Here is a 23,389-nt window from a genome sequence, read left to right as displayed (position 1 = left end):
CCAACAGGGTCTCCGCGGTTGGCCGTGTCATGTGTCGCTAGCCCGCATGTCACCGACGAGCTTCTTCACGTCCTCATACGCATCACGTGGATCAGAGCTGAGTCCGTTGTGAGCGGCCGCTCCGCAGATATCAAGAGCACGACGCCGGCGAGCGTGCTGAGAGAGCCACTGGCCTAGGTTGCCGTCAGCGCTGCCCAGCACAGCTAGTGCGACGCGTCGGCGGGTCGTGAGAGCGGACGCCCAGGTCTTCTCGACGGTTATCGCAGCGGTGCCGGCACTGAACTCGGTACTGAAGTATCTGTCCCTGGCCGCAGACTCCGCCGCCAGCCTGAGGATCCCCGGCAGGGCACGGCGCAAGGTCGTGTCCGGCAACCGGTCGTCCTTGATCAACGCATAGGCATCGCTCAGATACCTCGTGGCTGGATCCCTGACGTTGTTGATTGCGATGGCCGAGTTGGAGCTTCTCGATACCTCCAAGATGCGAGCAGGCACCGACGACCTGCGCACCGCCTCGGGCAGGCGATCGTCGTGGGAGAGCACAACGACCTGACGTTCTTGCGCGATCTCTGACAGCACCGTCACGAGGCCGTCGATCTTCGCCGGATCCATGGCCTGCACCGGATCGTCGAGGATCACGAAGCGGAAGGGACTCGCCGGCATAGTCGCCCGTGGAAGAAACAAGGCAAGCGCCATGGCGTGCAACTCGCCCTGGCTCATCACCGAGATCGCGCCGGATTCCGACCCATCGACCGTGGCGTCGATTGCGACGCGCCGCCTGGTGGTGCTGCCCTCCAGGCGCAGACCGCTGATGTCGACGTTGCTCTCTTGGCGGAGAGCAGCCCAGATGTGCCTTGCCTTGTCGCTGATGGGCCGCAGGCGCTCGTTCTTGAGTCTGGTGTCGTTTTCTTTCAACCACCGTTGAGCTTTGGTCAGCAGGTCGACCCTAGGCCGGTCCCGCTCGACCAGACGTGCACGCTGAACCCATGAGGTGAGTTGTGCCGCGATCGGCGCCCAGGCCTCGTCGAGCGATTGGAGTTCGACCACAGCTTGGCGGCGCAGCTCGTCGAGTGTCGCCTGCAGCTGTTGGTGATTGGTGGTCAGATGGACGGCAAGCGCCAGATCATCCTCCGGTGTGGTCAGCCATTCGGTCCAGGCGTTACGAGCGGCCACAAGACCCGGTAGATCGCTCTCGGGGATCCGAGCTAGAACTTCGGGCATGGGTTGTATCAGGCGTAGCGCCTCAGTGCGGCTCGCTTGATGGGCGCGTCGTGCACTCCTGAGCTCCGCCAACTGTGTGTCGGAGTCCGCCAGAGTTGCTCGGGCACGGACGACCCAAGCCTCGTCGAGTTGGCCCTGCCCACAGAGGGGGCAGATCTGGTCCCCTTCATGGTCGTGCAGTGCAAGGGCTTGCTTCAGGAGCTCCTCGCGGAGTACGACGCCATGCCCGATGCCACTAGCGATCTGGGCCAGGCGTGCTACCGCCGCGGTCAGAGACTCTGCTGCCGCGGTAACAGGCTCATCGGCTACAAGCTGGGTTGAGGCAATCTGCTCCAGGTACTGGGCCCTGGATCCCGACCAGGCCACGTCACCAGCGGCGATGGCTGCGAGACCGTCGAGATCCGCAGCTCCCTTCAGAAGATCGGCTGCCTGCGTCGACCTGTCATCGTGGATCGACTCCATTCTTTCTTGCAGCGTGAGACGTTCTATCTGGAGCGCCTTCGCCGGCTCCGACAGCTCCTGCAGGCGTTGAGCGAGCCGCTTGAGGGCGTCCGAGATCTGCTCTAGTCCGAGGACCAAAGCCAGTGCGTCATACAGCTTGCTGGGGCCGGCTGAGAACATGTCGCCGAGCTCGTCGTACGACAACATCGGCCTAAACGAGGCTAGGGGAGCGGACCAGCCGAGCTCTGTCAATCCTTCGGTCTTGGCCTGACTGTGTCGTTGGAACCAGGCTGTGAACTGCTCGACGGTGCCAGTACCAGACCAATCAAGTCCGATCGTGGTCTCGCCGGTGTCCTCTTCTGTGAGCTGCACACGAATGCTCGGCTGACCGCCATGGTGAATGTTGCGCCATGCGTCCCTCCATTGCACGCCTATCTTCCCAGACCAACGGTGGGTTGTGCCGGTCAGCGCAACCTCCAATGCTTCTGCGATGCTCGACTTGCCGGAGCCGTTGCGTCCGCAGATGACGGTCAGCCCTGGGGACGGGTGTAGTGCGACGTGCAACCTGGGGCCGATGCCCCTGAAACCTTCGACCGCGATGCCTTTGAGGAAGATGCCTTGACTCGGTAGCTGCACGGCCTCCTGATGAGCATCGGTAGTGATCGTCGCGGTGGCGACGGCGCTCAGCGCGATGTCCAGTTCCGCGGAGCCCGCGAACGCACTGAGGATGAGCGAGCGCTGCTCATCGGTCAGCGTCTCGTCCGCGATGAGTCGCGCACGCAGCCATTGACCGAGGTCGTCCGCCGCTTCGCGGTCGGTTGGGGTCTGGGTTTGTGTCATGCCGGGCCGCCTGGTGAGAGATCGATCTGAAGATTGGACAGCCCAGCAACGTTGTCTCCGAGATAGCGGAGGAGATCCTCTTGGCGTGGCTGGCCGATAACGAGCCGGTAGGCCGCTACTGTCCGCAGCAGACGTCGCAGCGCGTATGTCTCTTTGCTGAGTGGCATGACCGGCGTGTAACGCTCGATCTGTGCTCCACCGGCTAGTGGAAAGACCCAATAGGGATGGATCTCTGTAGCTCCCTGTGGCCTGTCCTTCGCCGCGAGCTCGAAAAGCAAAGCCCATGGATCGACGGCTTCGGCAACCTCCGGACGGTCCCCGTAGGCCGTGGCAATGTTCCTTCGGACAGCATGACTCTTGTAGCGATGGACGCGACCCTCGCGCTGTTCAAGGTCGACCGGATTGCTCGGCAGATTCCAGTGGACGATCGCATGACTGTACAGATGGAAGTCGAGCCCCTCTTGCCCGACCGACGTCGATGCGAGCACAAAGGGCCAGAAGGGCGAGTTGTACGCCGCCCGTACCTGACTCTCACGCTGAACTGCCTGTTCATCCTCTGCAGTTCCTCGCCCGAAGCGCACCGCTAGATGAGTGCGCAGGCGATGCTGGTCGATCCGGATCGTCTCGTTGTCGGTGTCGAATATGTGGACCGTGTTGGTGGTAGCCCGGAGGGACAACGCCGAGTCCATTGCCTCGGCCAGTCCCATCGCGACCTCCTCGAGCTCCTTGCCGAGCAGGCCTTCGGACTCGAGGAGGACGTGAGCGAACTCATCCAGTACGGCGGACAGGCAGCCATCAACGCAGTGCCGCAGGACATCAAGCCAGTACGCGTCGTCGGAACGAGCAGTATTGCGTACCATCGCCATGATCTCCGGACGATTGAACATCCGTCGTAGCGCCCAAGCGACGCAGGAGGCAGCGGTCCTCACCTTCAGACTCGCAACGGCGTCGTGGTCCCCGCTCATGCGGCCGATTGCTCGCAGTGCCGCAGCACCTGGGCTCGCCACCGCCATGAGCGTTAGAACTTCTGCCAAGTCATGCGGCCGGCGACCAAGCCCGTTCGGATCGAGCGTGGCCGCGCGCTCCACGTGGTCAGAGAAACGGGATTGGCTGGTGTCATCCGGATCGCCGTCGAATCCCCAGCTCAGGTCGCGAGGGCTGACCTCAGGGTAGGCAGCCCGATCGAAGAGGATGGGGGCAGCCCAGTACCAGGACTCGTCGACGGGGCCGTCCGCTTGACCAGCGGGCAGCGTCGAGAGCAGCTCCTCGACGCGCGACTGGACAGCGGCCAACAGCAAAGCGCGATCGAGGGGAAGTGGAGCGCCGGAGGTCCGAGCTAGGTTGAGCGGATCTCCAGCAGTTGCGAGGGTCACGCACGGGTAGAGGATCCCGAGGACGGGCATACCGGTCAACCGTCCAGAGGTTAACTGGAATGTCAGGAGACCTGTGGTCCGAGGACTGTCATAGTCGCGTCCTGGTGACACAGCAGACTGCGTCAGCCGCCGTTCGGCCTCGTAGCTGAGCACGACGCTGATCGCCTTTGGCACAACGTTCCATGCCGAGAAGACAAGTCGTTTGGTGAACTTGGCCAGGTCCGGATCAGCGTAGGCTCCCGCCAGCCTGTAGTAGGGCATCGATGGTGGCAGCCAGGCAAGCCTCCATGCCCCACGGTCAAGCACGTCAGAAACGAGACCACGCATCTTCGCGTTGGCTGGATCGAGTTGCTTGTACGTCTGGATATCAGCCCATGACAGGAGCGAAGTCGAAGCCATGAGGGAGTCGCGCACGGCGGCGTTGCCAGATTCGACAGCACGCTCGAGCAGGACTTTGACCTTGTATTTGTCCATCAGCTCGAGCAGGTACGGCGCACTCCGCCAGTACTCCAGCATGTCCTGACTCCCGAGTGCGGTGTTGACGGCGGTCACGGTCCTGAACGCCCTGACATCTGCCGGCTCGAGTGCTACTCCTGGCAGCGATCGCTCGCCGATCATGCCGTCTCGATCAGGTGTGGAAGCAAGCCGCTCGGTTCGCGTCATCACACGCCGCAGCTCTGACTGTGCGGCGTCCCGGGCGATAGCTGCTCGGTCGAGGTCACCGGTATACAGGGCTGTTCGCATGGTGGCGAGGTCGCGACTGACCGCCGCGGCGCGATCAGGTCCCGCGAGGAACGTCACCGTTCGCTCGAAGTCCTCATAGTGGTCGTCGCCCTCCGGCTCGTCCGGCAGGGTGTACATCTTGTACGGCGTTGCCGACAGCAGCAGCAATCGAGCGTCGTCATAGTTGAACAGCGCGTGGGCGAGATCTGCGCCAGGCGCTTGCTCGTCCATCAGATTCTTGAACCGCTGAAACTCGTCGAGGATGACGAGATCAGGCTCGAGCGCGTGTACGGATGCGGCGGCCACCAGGTGGCGTAGCTTTCCGATGAGCGCGTAGCGTCGGGACGAGAGGTCGGCCGGCGGCCGCCTGTCTCTGCGCAGGTAGTTGAACTCGTCAACACACTCCTCGAGCTCAGCCTTGAGTTGGCCTCCGTGTGGCCCGCGAGCCTTGTCGATCGCTGCCCCAAGGGCGATCGACATGTCCTGCGGGATCTCCGAAGGATCGAACGCCTTCAGTTGCCGCTCGAAGCTCTCCCGGCTCGCGCTACCTTCGAAGAACCGGCGCCAGCGGGCCGGCCTCAGGCTCGCAGTCCCCCACGCGTCAGCGAGCATCCAATAGATCAGCACCCGCTCGGCGGACCAGCCTCCGCTCCCCGAGACATGGAACGACGTGCCGGGTGTGAACGAGATGAAGTTGACTTTCTGCCGCTGCATTTCACCGATCACGCGCGGCAGCATCGTCAGCCGGTCCGCATGCGGGATCGCGTCGGCAGATCCCTCTCGCAGTCTCGCCAAGTTCTGCCGAGCGATCTGCGTGTTCGAGCAGATATAGACGACGTCGATGCGCTCAACCGTCTCCCAGAGATGATCGATCGTCTTCGCCACGACCCCACGCGCGATCATCGTCTTGCCGAGTCCAACCTCGTCAGCCACCAGAAATCGGCGTACTGGATCTTCCTGATGCCAGAACCTGCTGTGGACTCGATCTACTGTCGCCAGCTGAAAGTCCTTCAAGGGCGCCAGCTCTCTCTCCAAGTCGGGTCTCGATGTCACCGCGCAGCTCCCTCGGTCGCGGCCCAGATCACGGACCAGAGTTGCTCGAACTCAGCCGAGACATGAGGAATGGATCCGTGATCGTCGCGGAGCTCAGCGAGGAGCCTGTTGGCCCTGGCGAGTGAGCCGTCGGCTCGCCCTGCCGCCCTGACTAGCGGTTCGAAGATGATCAGGTCGTCGGCGCCGGGGCCGGTTCGCCAGGATGCTGGCTCGTTGTCATCGGTGGCGTGCCCATGGAGGTCCTTGATCAGCGAATCCAGAGCCGGGTCGCCCAGGAGATAGGCAAGGTAGCGGATGATGTCCCGTTCGTTGGTCAGCATTTCTCGCAGGATCATCCGATGCCGGCCTACCGGATCACCGAGGAGTTCCGCCTTCAGGACGGATGCGCGCGTGACGCTGGAACTGCCGGTGACGATGGTGGTCTCGACGGCCAGGAACGGCGTGACGCGGCCGATTCCGATGGGGCCCCAGGAGGTGTCCTCATCGGTCGATCGCGCGTTGACATCGCGCGGCAGACTGACGGGCCATACCGTCGACTGGCCGACACGCTTGACGGTTGGCAAAGCTGCCTCGAGCCGGTAGCGATGTTCGCTGATCTCGATGACTGACAACGTGACGCCGGCAGCTACCAGACTGGCGTGATAGAACTCGATATCTCGCTCGGCCTGATAGACCGCATCACTAGTTGGTTCCATCGACTTCGGTTCGTACCGCTGCAACAGCCTCATGATGCTGGGAGAGTCGCTGCGATCATCGAGAACGGCGTCAACTCCGCAGGACGCTCGAGGACCTGCCAGCAGCACGTTGAACTCCACGTTGCCGTTGAACGCTGGTCTAGTGGCGTTGGCCGAGCCAGTGAAGATCCGGCCGTATGGGCCGTCGTCCCAAATGAACGTCTTCGCATGGAGGCCAGTTCGGAACTCCAGCCTGAGCGATGTCTCGGGAGGCGCATCGGGCATCAGGTCGGTGCTCGAGACGGCGTCGGACTCGTGAGAATCGGCAGAGCTCTGCATGACCAAGGCCTCTGTGCCGGACGGCAGTGCGTTCGCACCGACCCGATCGAACATCTCGCTTCTGGACAACAGTCTTGGGGCGGTGCCACCGGGCAATCGTGACAAGCACCACGCGTCCAGGAACGGCGAGATGACGAAGAGACTGGAAGCCTTCTCGGGCAGAGGCCAGTCCCGGCCGCCCTTGGCGCCCAACGGCCAGAACTCCAGCTCCGTAAACGGCGGGGGGATCTCGAACTGCACTGCTGACAGCGTGGAACGGAGGTCTGCCAGCTGTTCCTGGCGGGCGGAGGAGAGCCGGCCGGCCGCTGCCAGTTCGGGTAGGTCGGCCAGAAAGTCGGTCAGCGGTTCGGTATCCACCCCAGACGGCTCAGCTTGCTCATCAAGTTGCAGTACGGTGTCCCACGATTGATCACCTGTCAGGTTCCGGCTGAGGCAGACCAGACGATGTGAGTACGCTCCATCAGGTGACGCGAACCGCAGCACCCAGATCTTCGGATGGAAGATCCTCCCTGCTGCTCGTGGCTTCACCTCTACGATGCAGTCTTCAGCGAACGCCATGATCCGCCGGTACGACGACGGCACGTGGATGGCGCCGGCTTGACAGAACACGGTCGTCTTCTCGGCGTATCGGCGCACAGCTTCGAGTAGAGCTACGGCATCGACCTTCTCCTCGGATGAGAGGTCGGCTTGCTCGTAGGCCGCCATCGCCAGCGGGGCCAGGACGAGCGAGGTGAGATCGAGCGAGTATGTCGTAGCCACCGCGACGTCCATACGGCATCCATCCGGGGGTCGTAGTGCGTCGGGCAGCAGGTGTCGTGTGTCCGGCTTCAGCATTACGCCACCTTCAGCCCGGCATAGATGTCGTTCAGATATCCGCGCGCCACGCCCCACCGATAGTCGAGCGGCACGAGGCCGGAGCCACCGGTCCAAGCATCGAGCGCCGCCTGGCTGATCAGGCGTGATCGACCGCCCTTGAGCCGAAGCTCTCGCTGCGCGATGAGCTCACGAGCGGGAGCCAGGTCGGCGATATTCGATGTCGTGGTTGCCTGCTGGAGCCAGTCGGTGACGAATGCCTGAGTTGCCACGCGTAGCTGCGGATTGAGCGTTCGGATGAGGTTCCAGAAGTCAGTCAGGCTCCACGCTTCGAGAATGTGGTTCGTCGCTAGAGCGGTCTGCCACGCTGCCAGTTCGTCGCGGTAGTACTCGATGAGGCCTTGACTCTCGCGGCGTTCGGCCAGGAGAAGGTTGTACAGCAGTGCGGCGCCCCGGACGACGCTGTGGAAGCGCCTGGCGTGGTCCAGCAGCTCTCGATACTCGGAGGGAAAGTCCCCGAGCTGCGGGTGGTTCCACACGTAGCCGACCTGCACGTGTCTGCCATGCAGTGCAAGCCAGGCGAACAGCGATCCATGGCAAGAAGCCGCGATCCTGTCTCGCAAGTAGGACGCCTCATCGGGCAAGAGGTCGAATGTGCTGGATTCGAGGAGGTCCGCAGGCATCGCCGGCAGAGCCGCATCCAAGCCGAGTTCGATGCCTGGAGATGCGGCGTCGTCGTCGTCCGAAGTCACCGCCCGACCCCGTCCACGCTGTGAGGCAGCCCGAAGGTGCGCCGTAATGCTGAGATCCCAGGTTCTCATTTCGTAGCGGCCAAGCGCGGCCCAGTACATGGAAGTTGGCATCTGCTTGAGCTTCGCCCTCGCCTGGCTGCCGATGACACCAGTTGACTCACCGCCCTCGAGCAGTGCCGTGATGAGTCGGACCTCGGCAGTGCGCAACTGTCGGATCGCCCGGTCCGTGGGATATCGATGCCGAGCGGTGTCTGCCATCAACCATGCATTGAAGAGCAAGTAGCGGCAGCGGGTATGCAGAATCGAGGTACCAGGGAAGAGTGCGTTCGAGAATGCGTCACGGATCGTACCGATGCCGAGCTCGTCGACTGTTCCTTCCTCTTTGAACAAATCGATGAGGACGCGCATGCGATGTTGCTGCTCGTCATCGGTGTCCAGCCATGCGAAGACTGACGCCATCTCGTCTCCCTAGATCCGTGCACTGTCGAACTCGGCCGCCCGGGCAGGCCAAAGCTGCCCACGACATGCGCGGCCTCTTCTCACAAGTTGCCCCCCAGCTACTCAAATGGGTACATCGTCGGGGGCGTCCGAACGTTTCATGGACCGGGGGAATGAGGAGAAGTCGTGACCTGTGGGCTCTCCGACCTGGCCAACATGCGGGGTCGTAGGGCTGACATTCTGCGTGCGGCGCTGTTACGTTGCCGAGCGAGAGGAGGGCCAGGGATCGATGGCTATCTACGAGCGTCCGGTCTGGGAGCTGCTGCAGGACTTCGCTCGGCAACGCTCGGGAGATTTTCGGCTGGCCGATGTCAGTGCGTGGTTTCAGACTCGCTATCCGGCGATCCAGGAGAGGACACTGCGGGCACACGTGCAGCGGATGACGGTGGGGACTGCGTCGGACGGTCTCCCCAAGCTGTTCGTTCGGGTCGAGCACGGGCTCTATCGGTCGGCGAGTGTTGCTGAGGCGCCCGCACAATCCGTTCGGTCAACGCCTGCGCCTACCGTTGCGGCCCAGGCGGACGTCGTACTCGTGACCTGTGTGAAGAAGAAGGGATCGGTCCCCGCCGCCGCCCAGGATCTCTACATTTCGTCGTTGTTCAAACGGCAACGGCTCTACGCCGAACGGGCAGCTGTGCCCTGGTTCATCCTCTCGGCGGAGTATGGGCTGGTTCGGCCGCACGATTGGATCTCGCCGTACGAGCGTTATCTGCCGGATTGTTCGTCTGACTATCAGCGTGCATGGGCCGCGTGGGTGGCTGTGAGGCTCGAGCTTCTGATGGGTGGTCTTCGGGGAGTCAGCGTTGAGATCCATGCCTCGTCGCTGTACGCCTCCTGCGTCACACCCGAGCTGACGCGACTCGGTGCCTTCGTGAGCGCGCCACTGACCGGACTCTCGCAAGGACGGCGTCTGAGCTGGTACGACGACCGCCTGGCGCACGCGGCGCCGGCGCCGGAACGCACGACCGAGAGCGCTCTCCTCGACGAACGGTCGTTGTCGGCGCTAGCGACCGCGCTCGAGGCCAAGCTGAAGGATGAGGCATCGGCTCGCCGACCAGCTGCCATCCGCGCGGCGGGCCGGACGGAGCTGTCCGCTCCCGGTATGTACAGCTGGTGGGTCGACGATGCCGGCGCCGACGATCTGTCGGATGGGTTGGGGCTGACGGTGCCGCCCGGTCTCATCTACGTGGGCCAAGCCGGCGCCACTCGCTGGCCCAGCGGACGGCGCTCGATGAACACTCTGTGGTCCAGGTTGGTCGGGATGCACCTCGACGGATCCGCGGACTTCTCGACGTTCAGGCTGACTCTCGCTTCGATCTTGCGAGAGCCGCTGCGGCTGAATCACTTGGATGACTCGTCGCTGACGACTTGGATGGAGGATCATCTCCAGGTCGCGACGGCTCCGGTCGACGACGGCGATGGCTTGATGGCCGTTGAGAGAGAGGTTCTCGCTCGTCTGGACCCACCGCTCAATCTCGCTGGCAGACCCCCGTCGCCGCTGCGGCGGCAGCTATCAACGCTGCGGAAGCAGGCGGGAGCCGAGCCTGTCGCCGACGCTTAGATCTAGCGGGGCAGGTACTCGGTCATTGCGGAAGTAGAACTTCCGCGATTGGTGGGATGGTGGGGGGATGTTGGAGACGTCGGCTCGGTTGTTGCGGTTGCTTTCGTTGTTGCAGGTTCGGCGGGACTGGTCGGGGAGCGAGCTTGCGGAGCGGCTGGGGGTGTCGAGCCGGACGCTCCGGACTGATGTCGAGCGACTGCGCGTGCTCGGCTATCCCGTTGAGGGGCGGCCGGGGGTGGCGGGTGGGTATCGGTTGGGGGCTGGTGGGGAGTTGCCGCCGTTGTTGTTGGATGACGAGGAGGCGGTGGCTGTTGCGGTGGGGTTGCGGACTGCGGCGGCTGGGGGTGTGGCGGGGATTGAGGAGACGTCGGTACGGGCGTTGGTGAAGTTGGAGCAGGTTTTGCCATCGCGGTTGCGGCATCGGGTGCGGGCGGTGGCGGGGGCGACGGTTGCTGTGGGTGGGGGCGGGCCGCGGGTTGACGCTGAGGTGTTGACCGCGATTGCGTCGGCGATTCGGGACCGGGAGCGGTTGCGGTTCGACTACACCGGCGGGTCGGGTGGAGGGGTTTGGGGTGACGCGCCGCGGGGTAATGAGGCCGAGCAGGACGACGTACAGCCGCCTCGAGTGGTGGAGCCGCATCGGTTGGTGGCTTGGGGGAGGCGGTGGTACTTGGTTGCTTGGGACAACGGGCGGGACGCGTGGCGGACGTTCCGAGTGGATCGGATGACAGTCCGGACGCCTAATGGCGCGAGGTTTGTGCCGCGGGAGTTGGCCGAGGGGGACGTCGAGCAGTTCGTACGGCGCTCTGTGGGGGAGGCGTCGTGGCATTACCGGGCGCGGATCCGGGTGGAGGCGTCGAGTCTGTATGTGCAGAATCGGATGCCGATCCCGATCGAGCCTGAGGTGGTTGACGACCACACGTGCATCGTCGAGTTGGGGTCGGACGATCCGCATCAGTTGGCGTTGTGGTTGGGGCTGTTGGACGCGGACTTCGAAGTACTGGATGCGCCGGAGTTGGCCGAGGCGGTTCGCGCGGTCGGCGATCGGTTCCACCGGGCGGCGCGGGCGTTCGGCTGACGCCTCAGTGGAGCTCGGGGCGAGCCTGGACGAGAAGGTGGCTGAGGTCGTAGCCGTCTTCGTCGGTGGCTACGGCTACCAGGGCGCGCCAGATGTCGACGGGGATGATGGCTGCCTCAGGCTTGCCATCGTCGCCGAACACGAAGGGCTCGGTGCTGCCGGCGCGGAACAGGCTGAGCAGGTCTGGGAGGTACGTCGACGCCTCGGTGGTGGGCTGTACCCAGACGTGGGCTCCGTCGGGGAGGATGTGCGGCGCTTCGTTGAAAGGCATTGAAATCCTTCCGGTTGGGGGACGTCTTGATCAGGATAGGAGTCGGGAAGCACGCGACGCCGGAGTTATCCACAGGCCGAGGACTGGGGCCGGACGCAACCGTTGGAGGAGCTGGGATGGGCGAAGGGCGCTGGGTTGAGGTGCGGGCGACGGCCGGGCACGGGGTGGATGAGAAGAAGTGTGTGAAGGCCCTCCAGCAGTTGCGGAAGGAGTTCGCGGGGGAGGAGCTCCCCACGCAGGATGTTGTTGAGCCGTCAGACGGAACGGTGGCGATCGCGGTGGCGCTGATGGGCACGGGCGCGGAGCAGACCGTGCTCGCCGTACTGGGGGATTGGATTCGGCGGCGGAAGAATCCCGGAACGGTGACCCTGACGCTGGAAGGCGATTCGATCGAGGTGGACCGCCCGACGTACGACGACCGGGAGCGGGAACTCGCGGCATTTCTCACCACGCACTAGCGAGCGAGCGTTTGAACGTCCCGGCGACAGGGATGAGTCGTTGTCGGGGTGGGTGGTGCGGCGTAGCGTCGAAGACGGGGGTTGGGGATGACGTTGGTGGGGGTGGTGGTTCGGGTTCAGTGGTCCTCGCCGGTTGCGGGCCCGTGAAGGAAGCTCTGCCCGGACCTCCCTCCAGAAGGGTGGAGCCCAAAGGAGCCCGGAGTGCGTGAGCACTCCGGGCTCCCCTTTTGGCACGACGACTGGTTACAGGTTGCGGAAGAAGGTGCGGAGGTCGTTGGTGACGTCGTCGGGGCGCTCGAGGGAGGCGTAGTGGCCGCCTTTGCTGAAGTTGGACCAGTGGACGATGTTGGTGTTGTCGCGCTCGGCCAGCGCACGGATGGTCTTGAAGTCGTCGGTGAAGACCGCGACGCCGGTGGGGGCGTGGTTGAGCTGGGGCTCGGTGCCGGCGTGGGCCTCTTCGTAGTGGTAGCGGCCGGCTGTGGCGGACGTGTTGGTGAACCAGTACAGGGAGACCTCGGTCAGGATCTGGTCGCGGGAGACCAGGCTGGTGCCGTCGCCGAAGTTGTTGAAGAGTTCGTTCCAGGCAAGCTGGCCGACCGGTGAGTCGGAGATGCCGACGGCAACGGTCTGCGGCCGGGTCGCGTTGATCGCGTTGTACCCGCCGACCGACTGGAACCACTTCAGATGCTCGAGCGCCGCGTAGTCCTCCGGCGTGAACTTCTCGAACTCCGCTGGGTCGCCGGACGGGAACGAGAACAGCTGCAGCACGTGCAGCCCCAGGAAGCCTTCCGGGTTCAGTAGGCCGAGCTCGCGGGAGACCATCGCGCCGCCGTCGGAGCCATGGCTGCCGTACGACGAGTAGCCGAGCCGGCGCATCAGGGTGTCGTACGTGCGAGCGACCCTGGCCATCGTCCAGCCCCGGTCGACGAGCGGCGTACTGAAGCCGAAGCCGGGCATCGACGGTACGACGACGGAGAAGGCGTCGTCGGCCGAGCCGCCGTACGCGACCGGATCGGTGAGCGGGCCGATCATGTCGAGGAAGTCGACGAACGACCCCGGGTAGGTGTGCAGCAACAGCAGCGGCGTCGCGCCCTCGACCTTGGACGGCACGTGGATGAAGTGGACGGTCTGGCCGTCGATCTCGGTCAGGTAGTGCGGGAACTCGTTCATCCGCGCTTCCTGCTCGCGCCAGTCGAACCCTTGCTGCCAGTGGTCGACCATCTCGCGAAGGTAGTGGTTCGGGGTGCCGAGGTCCCAGTTGTCGCCGGGGGCCGGCTCGGGCAGCCGCGTCCGCGCGAGGCGGGCGAGCAGATCGTCCAGGTCAGCCTGGGCGATGTCGACGGTGAAGGGCCGGATGCTCTCGTTCGTGGTCATGGCTTCACCGTAGAATCCATATAGGAACATTACGTTCCTGTTTGTGCGATGATTTTCTGCATGCTCGAAACTTCGTCGCGGTTGCTGTCTCTCCTGGCGTTGCTGCAGGCCCGGCCGGCCTGGACCGGCACGGAGTTGGCTGAGCGGTTGGAGGTGACGACGCGGACGATCCGCAACGACATCGACCGGCTTCGCGAGCTCGGGTATCCAGTCGATGCGACGCGTGGTGCGGCCGGGCACTATCAGTTGGGCGTTGGTGCAAAGCTCCCGCCGCTGCTACTGGATGACGAGGAGGCGGTGGCGGTCGCTGTCGGGTTGCGGACGGGGGCTGGTGTTGTCGGAATGGCGGAGAGCAGTGCGCGGGCGTTGACGAAGCTGGAGCAGGTGCTGCCGCATCGGCTCCGGCGGCAGGTGAATGCGATCAGCAGCACGATGGAGAAGGGTCCTGACAACACTGGCTCCAACGTGGCGGATCCGGAGATCGATCCTGGGGTGCTGACGGCTATCGCGGCCTGCATTCGGGATGAGCATTACCTGCGCTTCGACTACGAGATCCCTGTGGATGTGCCGATTCGTGGCCCAGGGTCAGGGGTCGGGAGCGATCTGCCGATTCTCGTTGAGCCGTATCGTCTGGTGAGCTGGCAGCGGTACTGGTACCTCGTCGCGCGGGACGACTCCGACGTATGGCGGACGTACCGGGTCGACTGGATGTCGTTGCGGATGGCAACAGGTCGGCGCTACAACCCCCGGCCGATGCCGGGTGACGACTACACCGAGTTCGTACTGCGGGACGTCGCGTCCACCGGGTGGAAGGTGCACGCCCGGATCACGGTCCTTGCTCCCGCGCAGGAGGTCCTGTCCCGGATCCATGCTGCCGTTGGGATTGTGGAGTCGGTGGACGAGAACACCAGCGTCCTCGTCACCGGCGCTGATTCGTTGGAGATTGTTGCCGTCTACATCGGCATGCTCGGCCTCGACTTCCACGTCGACGGCCCACCTGCCTTGATCGATCACCTCAAGACCATCGGCAACCGCTACCTGAACGCTGTCCGGTAGAGGCTTAGGAGTGGTCTGTGCCTAGGCCGGCGTTGCGGGCTTGGATTATGGCGGTGGAGCGGTCGGCTATGCCTAGTTTGGTGAAGATGGCCGAGACGTTGTTGGCGACGGTTTTGGGGGCGAGGTCCAGGCGGGTGGCGATGGCGGGGTTGGAGAGGCCGGCGGCCAAGAGGTCGAGGATCTCGCGTTCGCGGGTGGTGAGTTCGGGGAACGGATCGGCAGTGGGTGGTGGGGCGGAGAAGAAGCCGAGGACTCGGCGGGCGATGCCGGGGCCGAAGATGGCCTCGCCGGCGGCGACTGCGCGGATCGCGCGGGCGATCTCTTCCTGTTCGGCGCCTTTGACCAAGTAGCCGCGGGCGCCGGCGCGCATCGCGGCGAACACCGAGTCGTCGTCCTCGAACATTGTCAACACGAGTACGGCGACCTCCGGCGCGGACCGGACCAGCTCGCGGGTCGCGGCGAATCCGTCGATGTCCGGCATCTGCAGATCCAGTACGGCGACGTGTGGCCGGGTGGTGATGACCTCACGGATTGCCTCTCGCCCGGACTTGGCAACACCGACCACCTCGATGCCCGGCAAGGACGTCAGCAAGGCAGCGAGTCCTGCCCGAACAACCGGGTGATCGTCGGCAAGCACGACACGGATCGTCTCGTCCCCAGGCGAAAGCCGGTCGGCGGGCGTCGTCATCTGGGCTCCAAGGGGAAGTGGGCTTGGACTTTGCCGCCGGTGGGAGTGGGTCCGGCTTCCACGTGGCCGCCCAGTTCGGTGGCTCGGTCCTGCATGGCTTGGAGGCCTACGCCCGGGCGCCAGGCGCCGTTGGGTGGGCCGTTGTCGGTGACTTCGACTTCCAGGTCGGGGCCGCAGCGCAGAGCGAGTACGGCGGTGGTGGCGTGCGAGTGCTTGATGACGTTGTTCAGCGCTTCGGTGGCGATCCGATAGGCAGCGACCTCCAGAGCCGCGGGCAGCGCCGGCAGTCCGTCGGCCGAAACCTCCACGTGAACGGCTGCGCCGTCTGCACGGAAGGACAGCTGGTCGGCTCGCTGTCGCAGCGCTCCGACCAGGCCGAGTTCGTCCAGCGCGGGTGGTCGCAGATTGTCAACAAGCCTACGTACGTCGGCGATCGCGGTACGCGTGTCCGCGCGCAAGGTGGCCAGGAGGTCACCCGCCCTGACCGGATCAGTCGACACCAGGTTGGCGGCGGCGTCAGCAGTGAACGCGACGCCGGTCAACGTGGGGCCGAGGCCGTCATGCAGATCCCGGCGGATTCGCCGGCGCTCCTCTTCTCGTGCGGAGACCAGTTTCTCTCGGGACGACTGGAGTTCTGTCGACAATCGGGTTGCATGCACGGCAGCGGCGAGTGGTACGGCGACCAGCGCGAGAACGTCGCGGTCCGTCGACGACACCCCGGACTCGCCGGATCGCAGGCCGACCTCGAGCGCTCCGACCACCCGGCCGCCGTACTCGAGTTCCAGTGGTACGACGGTCTGCGGTGGCGTGCCGTCAGTGGCGACAGTCGTGTTGTCGACAATCAGACCGACGTACGGGAAGCGGAGAGCGGCGCGGATGGCGGCGACTACGCCGGGGAGGCCGGCCGTCAGTTGTCGGCCGGCGCCGGCGCCGGCACCGGCGCCGGCACCGGCGCGGGTGGCGGTGCGGGCCGCGGTGCGGGTGCCTGTGCCGGCGCCGGTGCGGGTGCCTGTGCGGTCGGCGGTTCGGGCTCCGGCGGAGAGCTGCTCGCCGACCCGGGACGCGACGCGGGCGGGGTCGCGGCGGTCGCCGTACAGGGCGCGGTCGACGAGCCTTTGGAGACGGGGAAGGATCGGCGCGAGGATCAGCGCGAGAACCACAGTGATCGCGGCGGATCGGCCGACGTGGGACGAGATCAACGTGCCGAGGAGCGCGGCCAGGGCGGAATAGGCGCCGATGGCAACCAAGGACAGCAGCGCCCAGGTCAGTGCGCGGGAGACGACGAGCCGGATGTCGAGCAGTTGGTACCGCACGATCGCGACCGCGACGGCGATCGGGATGAGCGGAATTGTCAACAATACGAAGATCGGCGTGCCGGCGACAAAGGACCACGGGGTGACGAAGAGCAGTGCGATGACGGTGGCCAGAACCAACCACAGGAGCTGTCGGCGACCCATCTCGTCGGCGCGGCGGTAGCGGATCAGCAGGCAGACGACGGCGATCAGGATCGCGACCAGGTCGCGGGCCTCGGTCACTGCCCAGAGGGGCTGGAGGTCGTCGTACGAGGGAATGGTCAGGTAGCCACTGGACGTGCCGGGGGTCAGAGTGTCGCCGCTGCCGACCATCTCGAGAACGAACAGTGGTGCGGTGGCGATGATGCCGATCGCGGCCCAGCGCCACCGTGGTGACAGCAGGTGGCCGGTGGGGAACAGGAGCAGGGCGAGCGGGAGGAACAGGCCGATCGACCATGGCCACGCCGCCAGAGCGACGGTGACGGTCAGGCGTTGAATGGTGCTCCCGTCCGGGAGAGCTACGGCGAGCGGCCCGCCGAATGCGGTGGTGGCGTGGCCGATGCCGTCGGCGATGAAGAGCCAGCCGATCGGGTTCGACGGGCGGTGCCAGGCGATCACTGCACCACAGAGTCCGAAGGTCAGGCCCATCAGGCCGTTCGTCACCACGAACGCGTCCACGAGTTCCGGCCAGCTCAACCCGATCGCGGCGGCGATCGCCAGTCCGGCGACAACCTCGGCGACGGCGAACGCGCCCAGACCGCCCGCGAGCAAGCGCTTCGACGGGGTGCTGGATGCGGTCATACCGGCAGTGTGCGCCCGGACGCGTCCTGGCGTCTCGGGAACGCGATCCCGGATCGGCCGGGGAGATGCCTGGACCGCTGGGAATGCGGCCCCAAGCGAAACCACCGGCCGGCGCGTGACGGTGGAGCGGTCAGAACTTGTTGAGGGGGTAGCGAGATGTCTGGAAGGAACAAGGCCGGGCTGGTTGTGCTCGGGCTGTTGTCGGTGGTGGATCTGTTCACGCCGCTGCTGACCGATGGGGAGCACCCGCCGATGGAGATCGCGGTCGGTGCGGCCGTGGTCGGGCTGGTCAGCCTCGTGCTGGTCGGGTTCGCCTGGCGGGGAAAGCGGTGGGCGTTGGCGCCGCTGATCACCCTGCGGATCGCCTCGGCGCTGTTCGCCGTACCGGCGTTCTTCGCGTCCGATGTCCCGGCGCCGGCAGTCGCCGCCGCGGGGATCGGGGTGGCACTGACGATCTTCGGTGTGATCGCGGTGCTGCTGCCGTCGCGTGAGCTGGTGGGTGCGCGATGAGCCAGACGATGACGCGTACGACGGGCGCCGACGTACGTCCCGTTTCGCGGTGGTTCACGGCTCTGATCCTGCCGATCGGACCGGCCGCGATCGCGCTGCTGCGGTACTTCCTGCCGTACGACACGGTGGACGACGTGTCGACGATCGTCACGAAGATTGTCGACAATCTGGATCGAAGCTCGATGGTGATCTGGCTCGGCTTCATCGGGATCCTCACGCTGGTCCCGGGTGCCTACGCTGTCGGCCGGCTCACCCGCCGGCGGGCTCCCTGGCTGACCGCGATCGCACTGTTCCTCGTCGTACCGGGGTATCTGGCGCTGCCGTGGACTGCGTCCAGCGACCTGTTCACCTGGTCGGCCGGGACGGCGGGGCTGGACGTCGGGACGATCACCAAGGCGGTCGACGTGACGCACGGATCGATGAATCTGGCCGGTGCGATCTTCGTCTTCGGGCACGTGGTCGGGACGGTCGTGCTGGGGATCGCGATGTGGCGGTCGCGGATCGTGGCTCGGTGGGCCGCGGTGGCGGTGATGGTGTCGCAGCCGATCCACTTCGTTGCGGCGATCATCGTGCCGAGCCACGCGCTGGATCTGTTCGGCTGGGGTCTGCAGGCAGCCGGGTTCGCTGCGGTGGGGTGGGCGATCCTCCGGATGACCAACGACGAATGGCAGCCGTTGTCCTGAGGGGCCGTGTCTTCAAGGGCCTTCTGGGAAAGGGCTTCGGGGTCGGGCTCGTCCGGCGCTAGTCTCGGCGTACTGAAGGGGGAGATCAGATGACGGAGACGCAGGTGCCGGACGAGCCCGTGGTTGACGCGACGCGGGGGAGCTTCAAGCTCACGCACGTCGCGGAGCAGAACATCGAGCGGCAGGCGTTCATCCTCGACCAGATGGCGTCGCGGCCGGCCGTGAGGGCGCTGAAGACGTGGGCGCTCCAGCAGTTGGCGCCGGCGCCGGGGGAGACGGCGGTCGACGTCGGTTCGGGCACGGGCGAGGACGTGGTCACCTTCGCGGAGTTGATCGGACCGGACGGCCACGCGATCGGTGTCGATCCGAGTCCCGGTTTCCGCGCCGAGGCAACAAAACGGACAGCAGCAGTGTCCCGGTCGGCCGATGCACGCGTGGAGTACGTCGACGGTCATGCGGAGGCGCTCCCGTTCGCCGACGAGTCCGTGGACGTCCTCCGCTGTGAGCGCGTCCTGCAACACGTCGACAATCCGACCGCGGTGGTGCAGGAGATGACGCGCGTACTCCGTCCCGGCGGGCGGATCGCCCTGATCGACACGGACTGGGCGACAGCCATCATCCATCCGGCCGATCCCGACGTACTGCAGCGAATGGTCGGCTACTTCCTGTCCGAGTCCGCCAACCCGTTCTCCGGAAGGCAACTCCGCGGCCTGCTGGCCCAAGCCGGCTTGGACATCACCGGCGAGACGGCGTCCACCTGGATCGAAGCGCAGGAAGGTGCACGCCAGGGCTTCATCGCGATGATGCATCTGACCGCCGCCCAGGCCGGCGTGATCACCCCGGCCGAGGCGGACGCGTTCTCCCGGTCCCTCAACGAAGCAGCCGACCGAGGCGCCTTCCACATGTCGCTGACGATGTACGCCGTCAGCGCGCTCAAACCCCGTGCTGTTTGAGGAAGGCGACCGTACGGGCCATCGAGGTCGGCCAGGCTGGACCGAAGGCGTGTTCCTCGCCGGGGTAGGTGTACATCGTGGCGTCCTTGCCCGCGGCCTTCAGCGCGGCGAGAGTCTCGCGCGACCAGGAGATCGGGCAGGTCGAGTCGGACGTGCCGTGGTGGATCAGGACCGGTTCGGTGACCCGGTCGAAGAAGTTCGCCGGTGACACGTTGCGCCAGAACGTCGGGTTCCGCGCCGGCTCGCCGTACGCGCGCACGATGGCTGTGGCGACCGGCCGCTCGTCCCGGGTCCAGCGATTGAAGTTGTCGACAGTGTCGGAGCTGACCGGCGCGAAGACGACGCCGGCCTTGACCAGCCCGGGTTGCGCGACCAGCACGTTGTAGGTGATCCCGCCGCCCATCGACCGGCCGAGCAGTCCGATCCGCTCCGGGTCGACGTACTGCGAGGTCCGGAGCGCGAGGACCGCGTTGATCACGTCTTCGGTGTAGCCGAGGCGCAGGTTGAGTTCGGCTCGTGCGTCGTCGGTCGACTGGGCGTGGTTGCGGTAGTCGGTGTGCAGTACGACGTACCCGCGGCGCGCGAGGTAGTCCTGCTCACGCATCAGGCCGCGGCCGTTGGTGTAGACGGCCGGGTCGATGTAGCCGTGGTTCAGGACGAGGGCCGGGTGTGGTCCGGGCGTGGTCGGTACGTTCATGATCCCGGAGATCGTCAGCCGGCCGCTGGAGTACGTCACGTGGTAGCGCGTGTAGGCGGCATTGCGCGCCAGTACGCGGACGAGGCGCAGGTTGCGGCCGTCGTACTTCTTCGCGATGAGTGCCTGCAGCGAGACGGGATGGGGCGCGGCCGTCGGGGTGGGCGTTGGCGCTGCGGAGGAGCGAGTGGGCGAGGGAACAGCGGATGGCGTGGCCGGGGTCGAGGTGGCCACACTCGGAGTGGACGCAGGGGGTGCCGCATCGTCGTCGCTGGTACACGCGACCGCGGCCGTCGTCGCGAGTGCGGCGACTCCCGCCCACGCCATCCGCCGGTTCATTCGTCCAGTCTGCCGCCGTACGCCGCGAATCCGGCGAAAGATCCGGCAACGATTGTCGGCACGGTGTGTCCGGCCCGATCCGGACTGTGATTTCGCCACAATTCCAGCCGGAGTACAGAATGCACGATTACTGCCGCGTACCGTGAACTGTTCGCGCTTTTCCGCGCGCCGTGGCAGCATTTTGGCCCGGACGGTCGATTGTTCAAGTTGGGGGACTTGAAATATGTCGCGAGCCAGACGGGCAATACACCGGCAACGGCGGCCGATGCTGCTGGTCACCGTGGGGGTGATCGCCGCGGTGGTCGTCGCCGCGGGCGTGGCGATCGCGCAACTCGGGGCGGGTGACAGGCCGACGGTTCAGCCTCCACCCACTGCGGATCACGCTGCACACAATGCGAGCCATCCGGCACCGACAGCGAGCGTGTCCGAGTCGGCGCGGAATGTCACCAGCCGAGCGCCCGCCGATGCGTGTACTGCGGAGATCCGGACGACTGAGGCCGTCGTTGCCGCGGCTCGGACGGCGGCCGGGCATTGGCGCGAACACGTTCAGGCCAGGACCGATTTACTGAGCGGCAAGAATTCCGAAGAGGTCACGAAAGCGATCTGGAAGAGGACGCGCCTGGCCGGACCGGCAGATATCGTCGCGCTGAATACCGCCGTGACAGCGCAGGCCAGGTCCGCGGGTGGCTGCGCGAAACTTACCGGGAGTACGGCCGCGGCCTGCAAACAGCGAATGGCCGTCCTCGGCCGGGTAGCGACCGCCGACCGCGCGGCCGCCGCCGATTGGGCCCGCCACCTGTCGATGATGGCCGCTCACGCGGCAGGCGACTTCGGCTCGGAACACGCGCAGGCGCTGTGGGTCTCCGCCTGGTCCTCGGCTCCGAAGAACCTCAACGCGGCGACCCGAGCCAACGCCGACCTCGCCACCGCCCCGGTCTGCCGCCCGGCCTGAGCTGAGGACCGGCGCCCGGCCTGAGCTGAGGACCGGCTGGGCCACTGGACAATCAGTACGGCGGACAGCACGAGCGCACCACCGAGCCACTGGATCGGCGTGAGCACCTCGCCGAACACCACAGCCGCCGCGATCACGGTCACGACCGGCTCGAGGATCGACAGGATCGACGCGACCGACGGGCCGACCCGGGCCATCCCGGCGAAGAACAACAGGATCGCCGCGACCGTGCTGACGAGGGCCAGTGCGCCCAGCCACAACCACCCGGCCGATGCAAAGCCAAGATCGGTGCCGCCTCGCACGAGCCCCGTCAGCAGGAACGTGCCGAACGCGCCGGTGCAGACAAGCGCCGCAAGCGCGAGCGGGGAGATGTCGACCCGATCACCAACCAGGATGTAGCCGGTGTAGACAATCGCCGCGCCCAGCGCCAGCAGTGCGCCGACCATGTCGAACCGGCCGGTCGCCGCGCCACTGAGCACCAGCCCGATTCCGGCCAGCGCCAAGCCAAGTGCCCACACCCGCCGCCGCGATGCGCGCTCTCGTCTGAGTACGACGGCGCCGGCCATGACCAGCACGGGATAGACGTACAGGATCAGCGCCACCAGCGACGCGTCGATCCGGGCCAGCGCGGAGAAGTACAGACCGGCCTGTGCCGCATAGCCGAAGACGCCCATCCCCAGACCGGCAAGCACGGCCCGGCGGGGGAGGTTGCGCAGCGCGCCGCGGGCCAGCGCGATCGCCAGCAGCACCACACCCGCGAGACCGAAGCGGACCAATAACAGCGCGTCGACCGACACGCCGGCGTCGTACGACAGCTTGCCGAACACGGCCATCGCCCCGAACCCGGCGGCGGAGAGAAGACAGAAGAGAGCACCCACGGCATCGATGGTCAGGCCAACCGATTGTTCACGTCCATCGCGGCTTCATGGACAGCATCGTGTAGCTATCCTGAACAGATGCTGGACCTGCATCGCCTCCGACTCCTGCGGGAAGTCCACGGCCGCGGCACCGTGCACGGAGCGGCCCGCGCCCTCGGTTACACGCCCAGTGCCATCTCGCAGCAGCTGTCCGTGCTCGAGCGGGAAGCCGGGACTCCGCTGCTCGAGCGCATCGGGCGCAACGTCCGGTTGACCGCGGCCGGTCAGGTTCTGGTCCGGCATGCGTCGACGCTGCTCGAGGGCGTGGAGGCCGCGGAGGCGGAGTTGGCCGCGGTGGCGGCGGGCCGGGTGGCCGGGGTTGTTCGGGTCGCATCCTTCCAGTCCGCGTTCCTGCGCATTGTGGCTCCGGCGGTGCGGGCCTTGGCCGCTAGCCACCCTGAGATCCGCATCGAGGCGGCCGAGGCCGAGGTAGAGCAGGCCGCGCCGGCTCTCAGGCTGCAGCAACTGGACGTGGTGGTCGGCGACGAGTACGACGGTCAGCCGCGCGCCGTGCATGCCGACTTGGTTCGCGAGCGTTTGCTGCGCGAACAGATCCGCGTCGTGCTGCCCGAAGATCATCCCGAGGCTGCCGCCGACCGGGTGTCGATCGCGCGGCTGGCCGACGTTCCGTGGGCGTCTTGCCAACCCGGCACGGGCCATCGTGAGATGCAGGTGCGGGTCTGCCGGGAGCTCGGTGGGTTCGAGCCGGATCTGCGCTACAGCTCGGACGACTTCCTGATCCTCCTCGAGTTGGTTCGTACGACGGGTGCCGGCGCGCTCCTCCCGGACCTGGTCCTCGGCCACGGCGCGCCGTCAGGAGTCGCGGTGAATCTTCCGGCTGAGGGCTCAGTCGGCCGTGAGGTCTTCCTGCTGACGCGGCGTACGCAGATCCCGGCGGTCGCCGCTGTCGCGGACGCACTCCGCGCAGCGGCCGGCGAAAGCCTCTAGTTGTACCCGGTCATGAGGTTGGTTGCAGTCTGGTGATGGGTGGTCGGCCGCCGAGTGCGGTGTGTGGGCGTTGAGTGTTGTAGTGGTTGA

At 65.9% G+C, this 23,389-nt stretch carries 18 protein-coding genes; 8 read left to right on the top strand and 10 right to left on the bottom strand.

Going from position 1 to position 23,389, the window contains the following annotated elements:
* Window positions 1-27: 27 nt before the first annotated feature.
* The 4 genes from AB0I34_RS32490 to AB0I34_RS32475 all read right to left on the bottom strand — a co-directional run bounded on the left by AB0I34_RS32490 (window position 28) and on the right by AB0I34_RS32475 (window position 8,685).
* Window positions 28-2,499 carry an AAA family ATPase gene (locus AB0I34_RS32490; RefSeq protein ID WP_360452505.1) on the bottom strand — a complete coding sequence of 824 codons (2,472 nt, stop codon included), beginning with the start codon at window positions 2,497-2,499 and terminating at the stop codon, window positions 28-30.
* Complete coding sequence (locus AB0I34_RS32485) at window positions 2,496-5,609, bottom strand: helicase-related protein (RefSeq protein WP_360452503.1); 3,114 nt, start codon at window positions 5,607-5,609, stop codon at window positions 2,496-2,498. Before AB0I34_RS32485 ends, AB0I34_RS32490 begins: the two co-directional genes overlap by 4 nt.
* A gap of 35 nt (window positions 5,610-5,644) precedes the next feature.
* Complete coding sequence (locus AB0I34_RS32480) at window positions 5,645-7,432, bottom strand: phospholipase D family protein (protein ID WP_360452502.1); 1,788 nt, start codon at window positions 7,430-7,432, stop codon at window positions 5,645-5,647.
* Between the two features lie 62 nt (window positions 7,433-7,494).
* Window positions 7,495-8,685: a DUF6361 family protein gene (locus tag AB0I34_RS32475; RefSeq protein WP_360452500.1), complete on the bottom strand. Its 1,191-nt coding sequence runs from the start codon at window positions 8,683-8,685 to the stop codon at window positions 7,495-7,497.
* Between the two features lie 268 nt (window positions 8,686-8,953).
* Between AB0I34_RS32475 and AB0I34_RS32470 the strand changes: the two genes are divergently transcribed.
* Both AB0I34_RS32470 and AB0I34_RS32465 read left to right on the top strand, forming a co-directional pair.
* Window positions 8,954-10,285, top strand: a complete 1,332-nt coding sequence (locus tag AB0I34_RS32470; RefSeq protein WP_360452498.1) for a DUF6884 domain-containing protein — start codon at window positions 8,954-8,956, stop codon at window positions 10,283-10,285.
* Between the two features lie 67 nt (window positions 10,286-10,352).
* Complete coding sequence (locus AB0I34_RS32465) at window positions 10,353-11,363, top strand: YafY family protein (protein WP_360452496.1); 1,011 nt, start codon at window positions 10,353-10,355, stop codon at window positions 11,361-11,363.
* A gap of 4 nt (window positions 11,364-11,367) precedes the next feature.
* Here the strand turns inward: AB0I34_RS32465 and AB0I34_RS32460 are convergent, their stop codons facing one another.
* Entirely contained in the window at window positions 11,368-11,634 is a 267-nt protein-coding gene (locus AB0I34_RS32460; RefSeq protein WP_360452494.1) for a hypothetical protein, read from the bottom strand.
* Between the two features lie 116 nt (window positions 11,635-11,750).
* Here AB0I34_RS32460 and AB0I34_RS32455 point away from each other — a divergent pair, with 116 nt between their 5' ends.
* Window positions 11,751-12,092, top strand: a complete 342-nt coding sequence (locus AB0I34_RS32455; protein WP_360452492.1) for a hypothetical protein — start codon at window positions 11,751-11,753, stop codon at window positions 12,090-12,092.
* A 243-nt stretch (window positions 12,093-12,335) separates the two neighbouring features.
* On the opposite strand, the gene AB0I34_RS32450 is transcribed toward AB0I34_RS32455, so the two are convergent.
* Window positions 12,336-13,466 carry an epoxide hydrolase family protein gene (locus AB0I34_RS32450; protein WP_360452490.1) on the bottom strand — a complete coding sequence of 377 codons (1,131 nt, stop codon included), beginning with the start codon at window positions 13,464-13,466 and terminating at the stop codon, window positions 12,336-12,338.
* A gap of 60 nt (window positions 13,467-13,526) precedes the next feature.
* Between AB0I34_RS32450 and AB0I34_RS32445 the strand changes: the two genes are divergently transcribed.
* A complete protein-coding gene (locus AB0I34_RS32445; RefSeq protein ID WP_360452488.1) occupies window positions 13,527-14,522 on the top strand; it encodes a WYL domain-containing protein in 996 nt (331 codons plus the stop codon).
* A gap of 4 nt (window positions 14,523-14,526) precedes the next feature.
* Here the strand turns inward: AB0I34_RS32445 and AB0I34_RS32440 are convergent, their stop codons facing one another.
* On the bottom strand, window positions 14,527-15,210 hold the full coding sequence (locus AB0I34_RS32440) for a response regulator transcription factor (protein WP_360452486.1): 684 nt from the start codon (window positions 15,208-15,210) through the stop codon (window positions 14,527-14,529).
* Window positions 15,207-17,303: a histidine kinase gene (locus AB0I34_RS32435; RefSeq protein WP_360452484.1), complete on the bottom strand. Its 2,097-nt coding sequence runs from the start codon at window positions 17,301-17,303 to the stop codon at window positions 15,207-15,209. The genes AB0I34_RS32440 and AB0I34_RS32435 overlap by 4 nt, the downstream gene beginning before the upstream one ends.
* A 156-nt stretch (window positions 17,304-17,459) precedes the next feature.
* Here AB0I34_RS32435 and AB0I34_RS32430 point away from each other — a divergent pair, with 156 nt between their 5' ends.
* The 3 genes from AB0I34_RS32430 (at window position 17,460) to AB0I34_RS32420 (ending at window position 19,449) form a co-directional block, all read left to right on the top strand.
* A complete protein-coding gene (locus AB0I34_RS32430) occupies window positions 17,460-17,813 on the top strand; it encodes a hypothetical protein (RefSeq protein ID WP_360452482.1) in 354 nt (117 codons plus the stop codon).
* An 8-nt stretch (window positions 17,814-17,821) separates the two neighbouring features.
* Window positions 17,822-18,496: a hypothetical protein gene (locus AB0I34_RS32425; protein WP_360452480.1), complete on the top strand. Its 675-nt coding sequence runs from the start codon at window positions 17,822-17,824 to the stop codon at window positions 18,494-18,496.
* Between the two features lie 89 nt (window positions 18,497-18,585).
* Window positions 18,586-19,449, top strand: coding sequence for a methyltransferase domain-containing protein (locus AB0I34_RS32420; RefSeq protein ID WP_360452478.1), 864 nt, complete (start codon window positions 18,586-18,588; stop codon window positions 19,447-19,449).
* Here AB0I34_RS32420 and AB0I34_RS32415 read toward each other — a convergent pair.
* Together AB0I34_RS32415 and AB0I34_RS32410 are read right to left on the bottom strand one after the other, a co-directional pair.
* On the bottom strand, window positions 19,430-20,482 hold the full coding sequence (locus AB0I34_RS32415) for an alpha/beta fold hydrolase (RefSeq protein WP_360452476.1): 1,053 nt from the start codon (window positions 20,480-20,482) through the stop codon (window positions 19,430-19,432). The genes AB0I34_RS32420 and AB0I34_RS32415 overlap by 20 nt on opposite strands.
* 813 nt (window positions 20,483-21,295) lie before the next feature.
* A complete protein-coding gene (locus AB0I34_RS32410; protein ID WP_360452474.1) occupies window positions 21,296-22,312 on the bottom strand; it encodes a DMT family transporter in 1,017 nt (338 codons plus the stop codon).
* Window positions 22,313-22,390: 78 nt separating this feature from the next.
* On the opposite strand from AB0I34_RS32410, the gene AB0I34_RS32405 reads away from it, so the two are divergent.
* Window positions 22,391-23,299: a LysR family transcriptional regulator gene (locus AB0I34_RS32405; protein WP_360452472.1), complete on the top strand. Its 909-nt coding sequence runs from the start codon at window positions 22,391-22,393 to the stop codon at window positions 23,297-23,299.
* Window positions 23,300-23,389 lie beyond the last annotated feature (90 nt).

This window comes from Kribbella sp. NPDC050281, from assembly GCF_040655855.1.
Taxonomy (GTDB): domain Bacteria; phylum Actinomycetota; class Actinomycetes; order Propionibacteriales; family Kribbellaceae; genus Kribbella.
The sequence above is the reverse complement of the archived record's forward strand: the minus strand, read 5'-3'. Positions and strand labels throughout refer to the sequence as shown.

Bases quoted from the DNA above. Each gene is read 5' to 3' on its own strand.
- AB0I34_RS32450 (WP_360452490.1), bottom strand. From the start codon at position 13,466: ATGACCACGAACGAGAGCATCCGGCCCTTCACCGTCGACATCGCCCAG.
- AB0I34_RS32405 (WP_360452472.1), top strand. From the start codon at position 22,391: ATGCTGGACCTGCATCGCCTCCGACTCCTGCGGGAAGTCCACGGCCGC.
- AB0I34_RS32470 (WP_360452498.1), top strand. From the start codon at position 8,954: ATGGCTATCTACGAGCGTCCGGTCTGGGAGCTGCTGCAGGACTTCGCT.
- AB0I34_RS32440 (WP_360452486.1), bottom strand. From the start codon at position 15,210: ATGACGACGCCCGCCGACCGGCTTTCGCCTGGGGACGAGACGATCCGT.
- AB0I34_RS32430 (WP_360452482.1), top strand. From the start codon at position 17,460: ATGTCTGGAAGGAACAAGGCCGGGCTGGTTGTGCTCGGGCTGTTGTCG.
- AB0I34_RS32460 (WP_360452494.1), bottom strand. From the start codon at position 11,634: ATGCCTTTCAACGAAGCGCCGCACATCCTCCCCGACGGAGCCCACGTC.
- AB0I34_RS32425 (WP_360452480.1), top strand. From the start codon at position 17,822: ATGACGCGTACGACGGGCGCCGACGTACGTCCCGTTTCGCGGTGGTTC.
- AB0I34_RS32455 (WP_360452492.1), top strand. From the start codon at position 11,751: ATGGGCGAAGGGCGCTGGGTTGAGGTGCGGGCGACGGCCGGGCACGGG.
- AB0I34_RS32420 (WP_360452478.1), top strand. From the start codon at position 18,586: ATGACGGAGACGCAGGTGCCGGACGAGCCCGTGGTTGACGCGACGCGG.
- AB0I34_RS32475 (WP_360452500.1), bottom strand. From the start codon at position 8,685: ATGGCGTCAGTCTTCGCATGGCTGGACACCGATGACGAGCAGCAACAT.
- AB0I34_RS32435 (WP_360452484.1), bottom strand. From the start codon at position 17,303: ATGACCGCATCCAGCACCCCGTCGAAGCGCTTGCTCGCGGGCGGTCTG.
- AB0I34_RS32465 (WP_360452496.1), top strand. From the start codon at position 10,353: ATGTTGGAGACGTCGGCTCGGTTGTTGCGGTTGCTTTCGTTGTTGCAG.
- AB0I34_RS32490 (WP_360452505.1), bottom strand. From the start codon at position 2,499: ATGACACAAACCCAGACCCCAACCGACCGCGAAGCGGCGGACGACCTC.
- AB0I34_RS32480 (WP_360452502.1), bottom strand. From the start codon at position 7,432: ATGGACGTCGCGGTGGCTACGACATACTCGCTCGATCTCACCTCGCTC.
- AB0I34_RS32445 (WP_360452488.1), top strand. From the start codon at position 13,527: ATGCTCGAAACTTCGTCGCGGTTGCTGTCTCTCCTGGCGTTGCTGCAG.
- AB0I34_RS32415 (WP_360452476.1), bottom strand. From the start codon at position 20,482: ATGAACCGGCGGATGGCGTGGGCGGGAGTCGCCGCACTCGCGACGACG.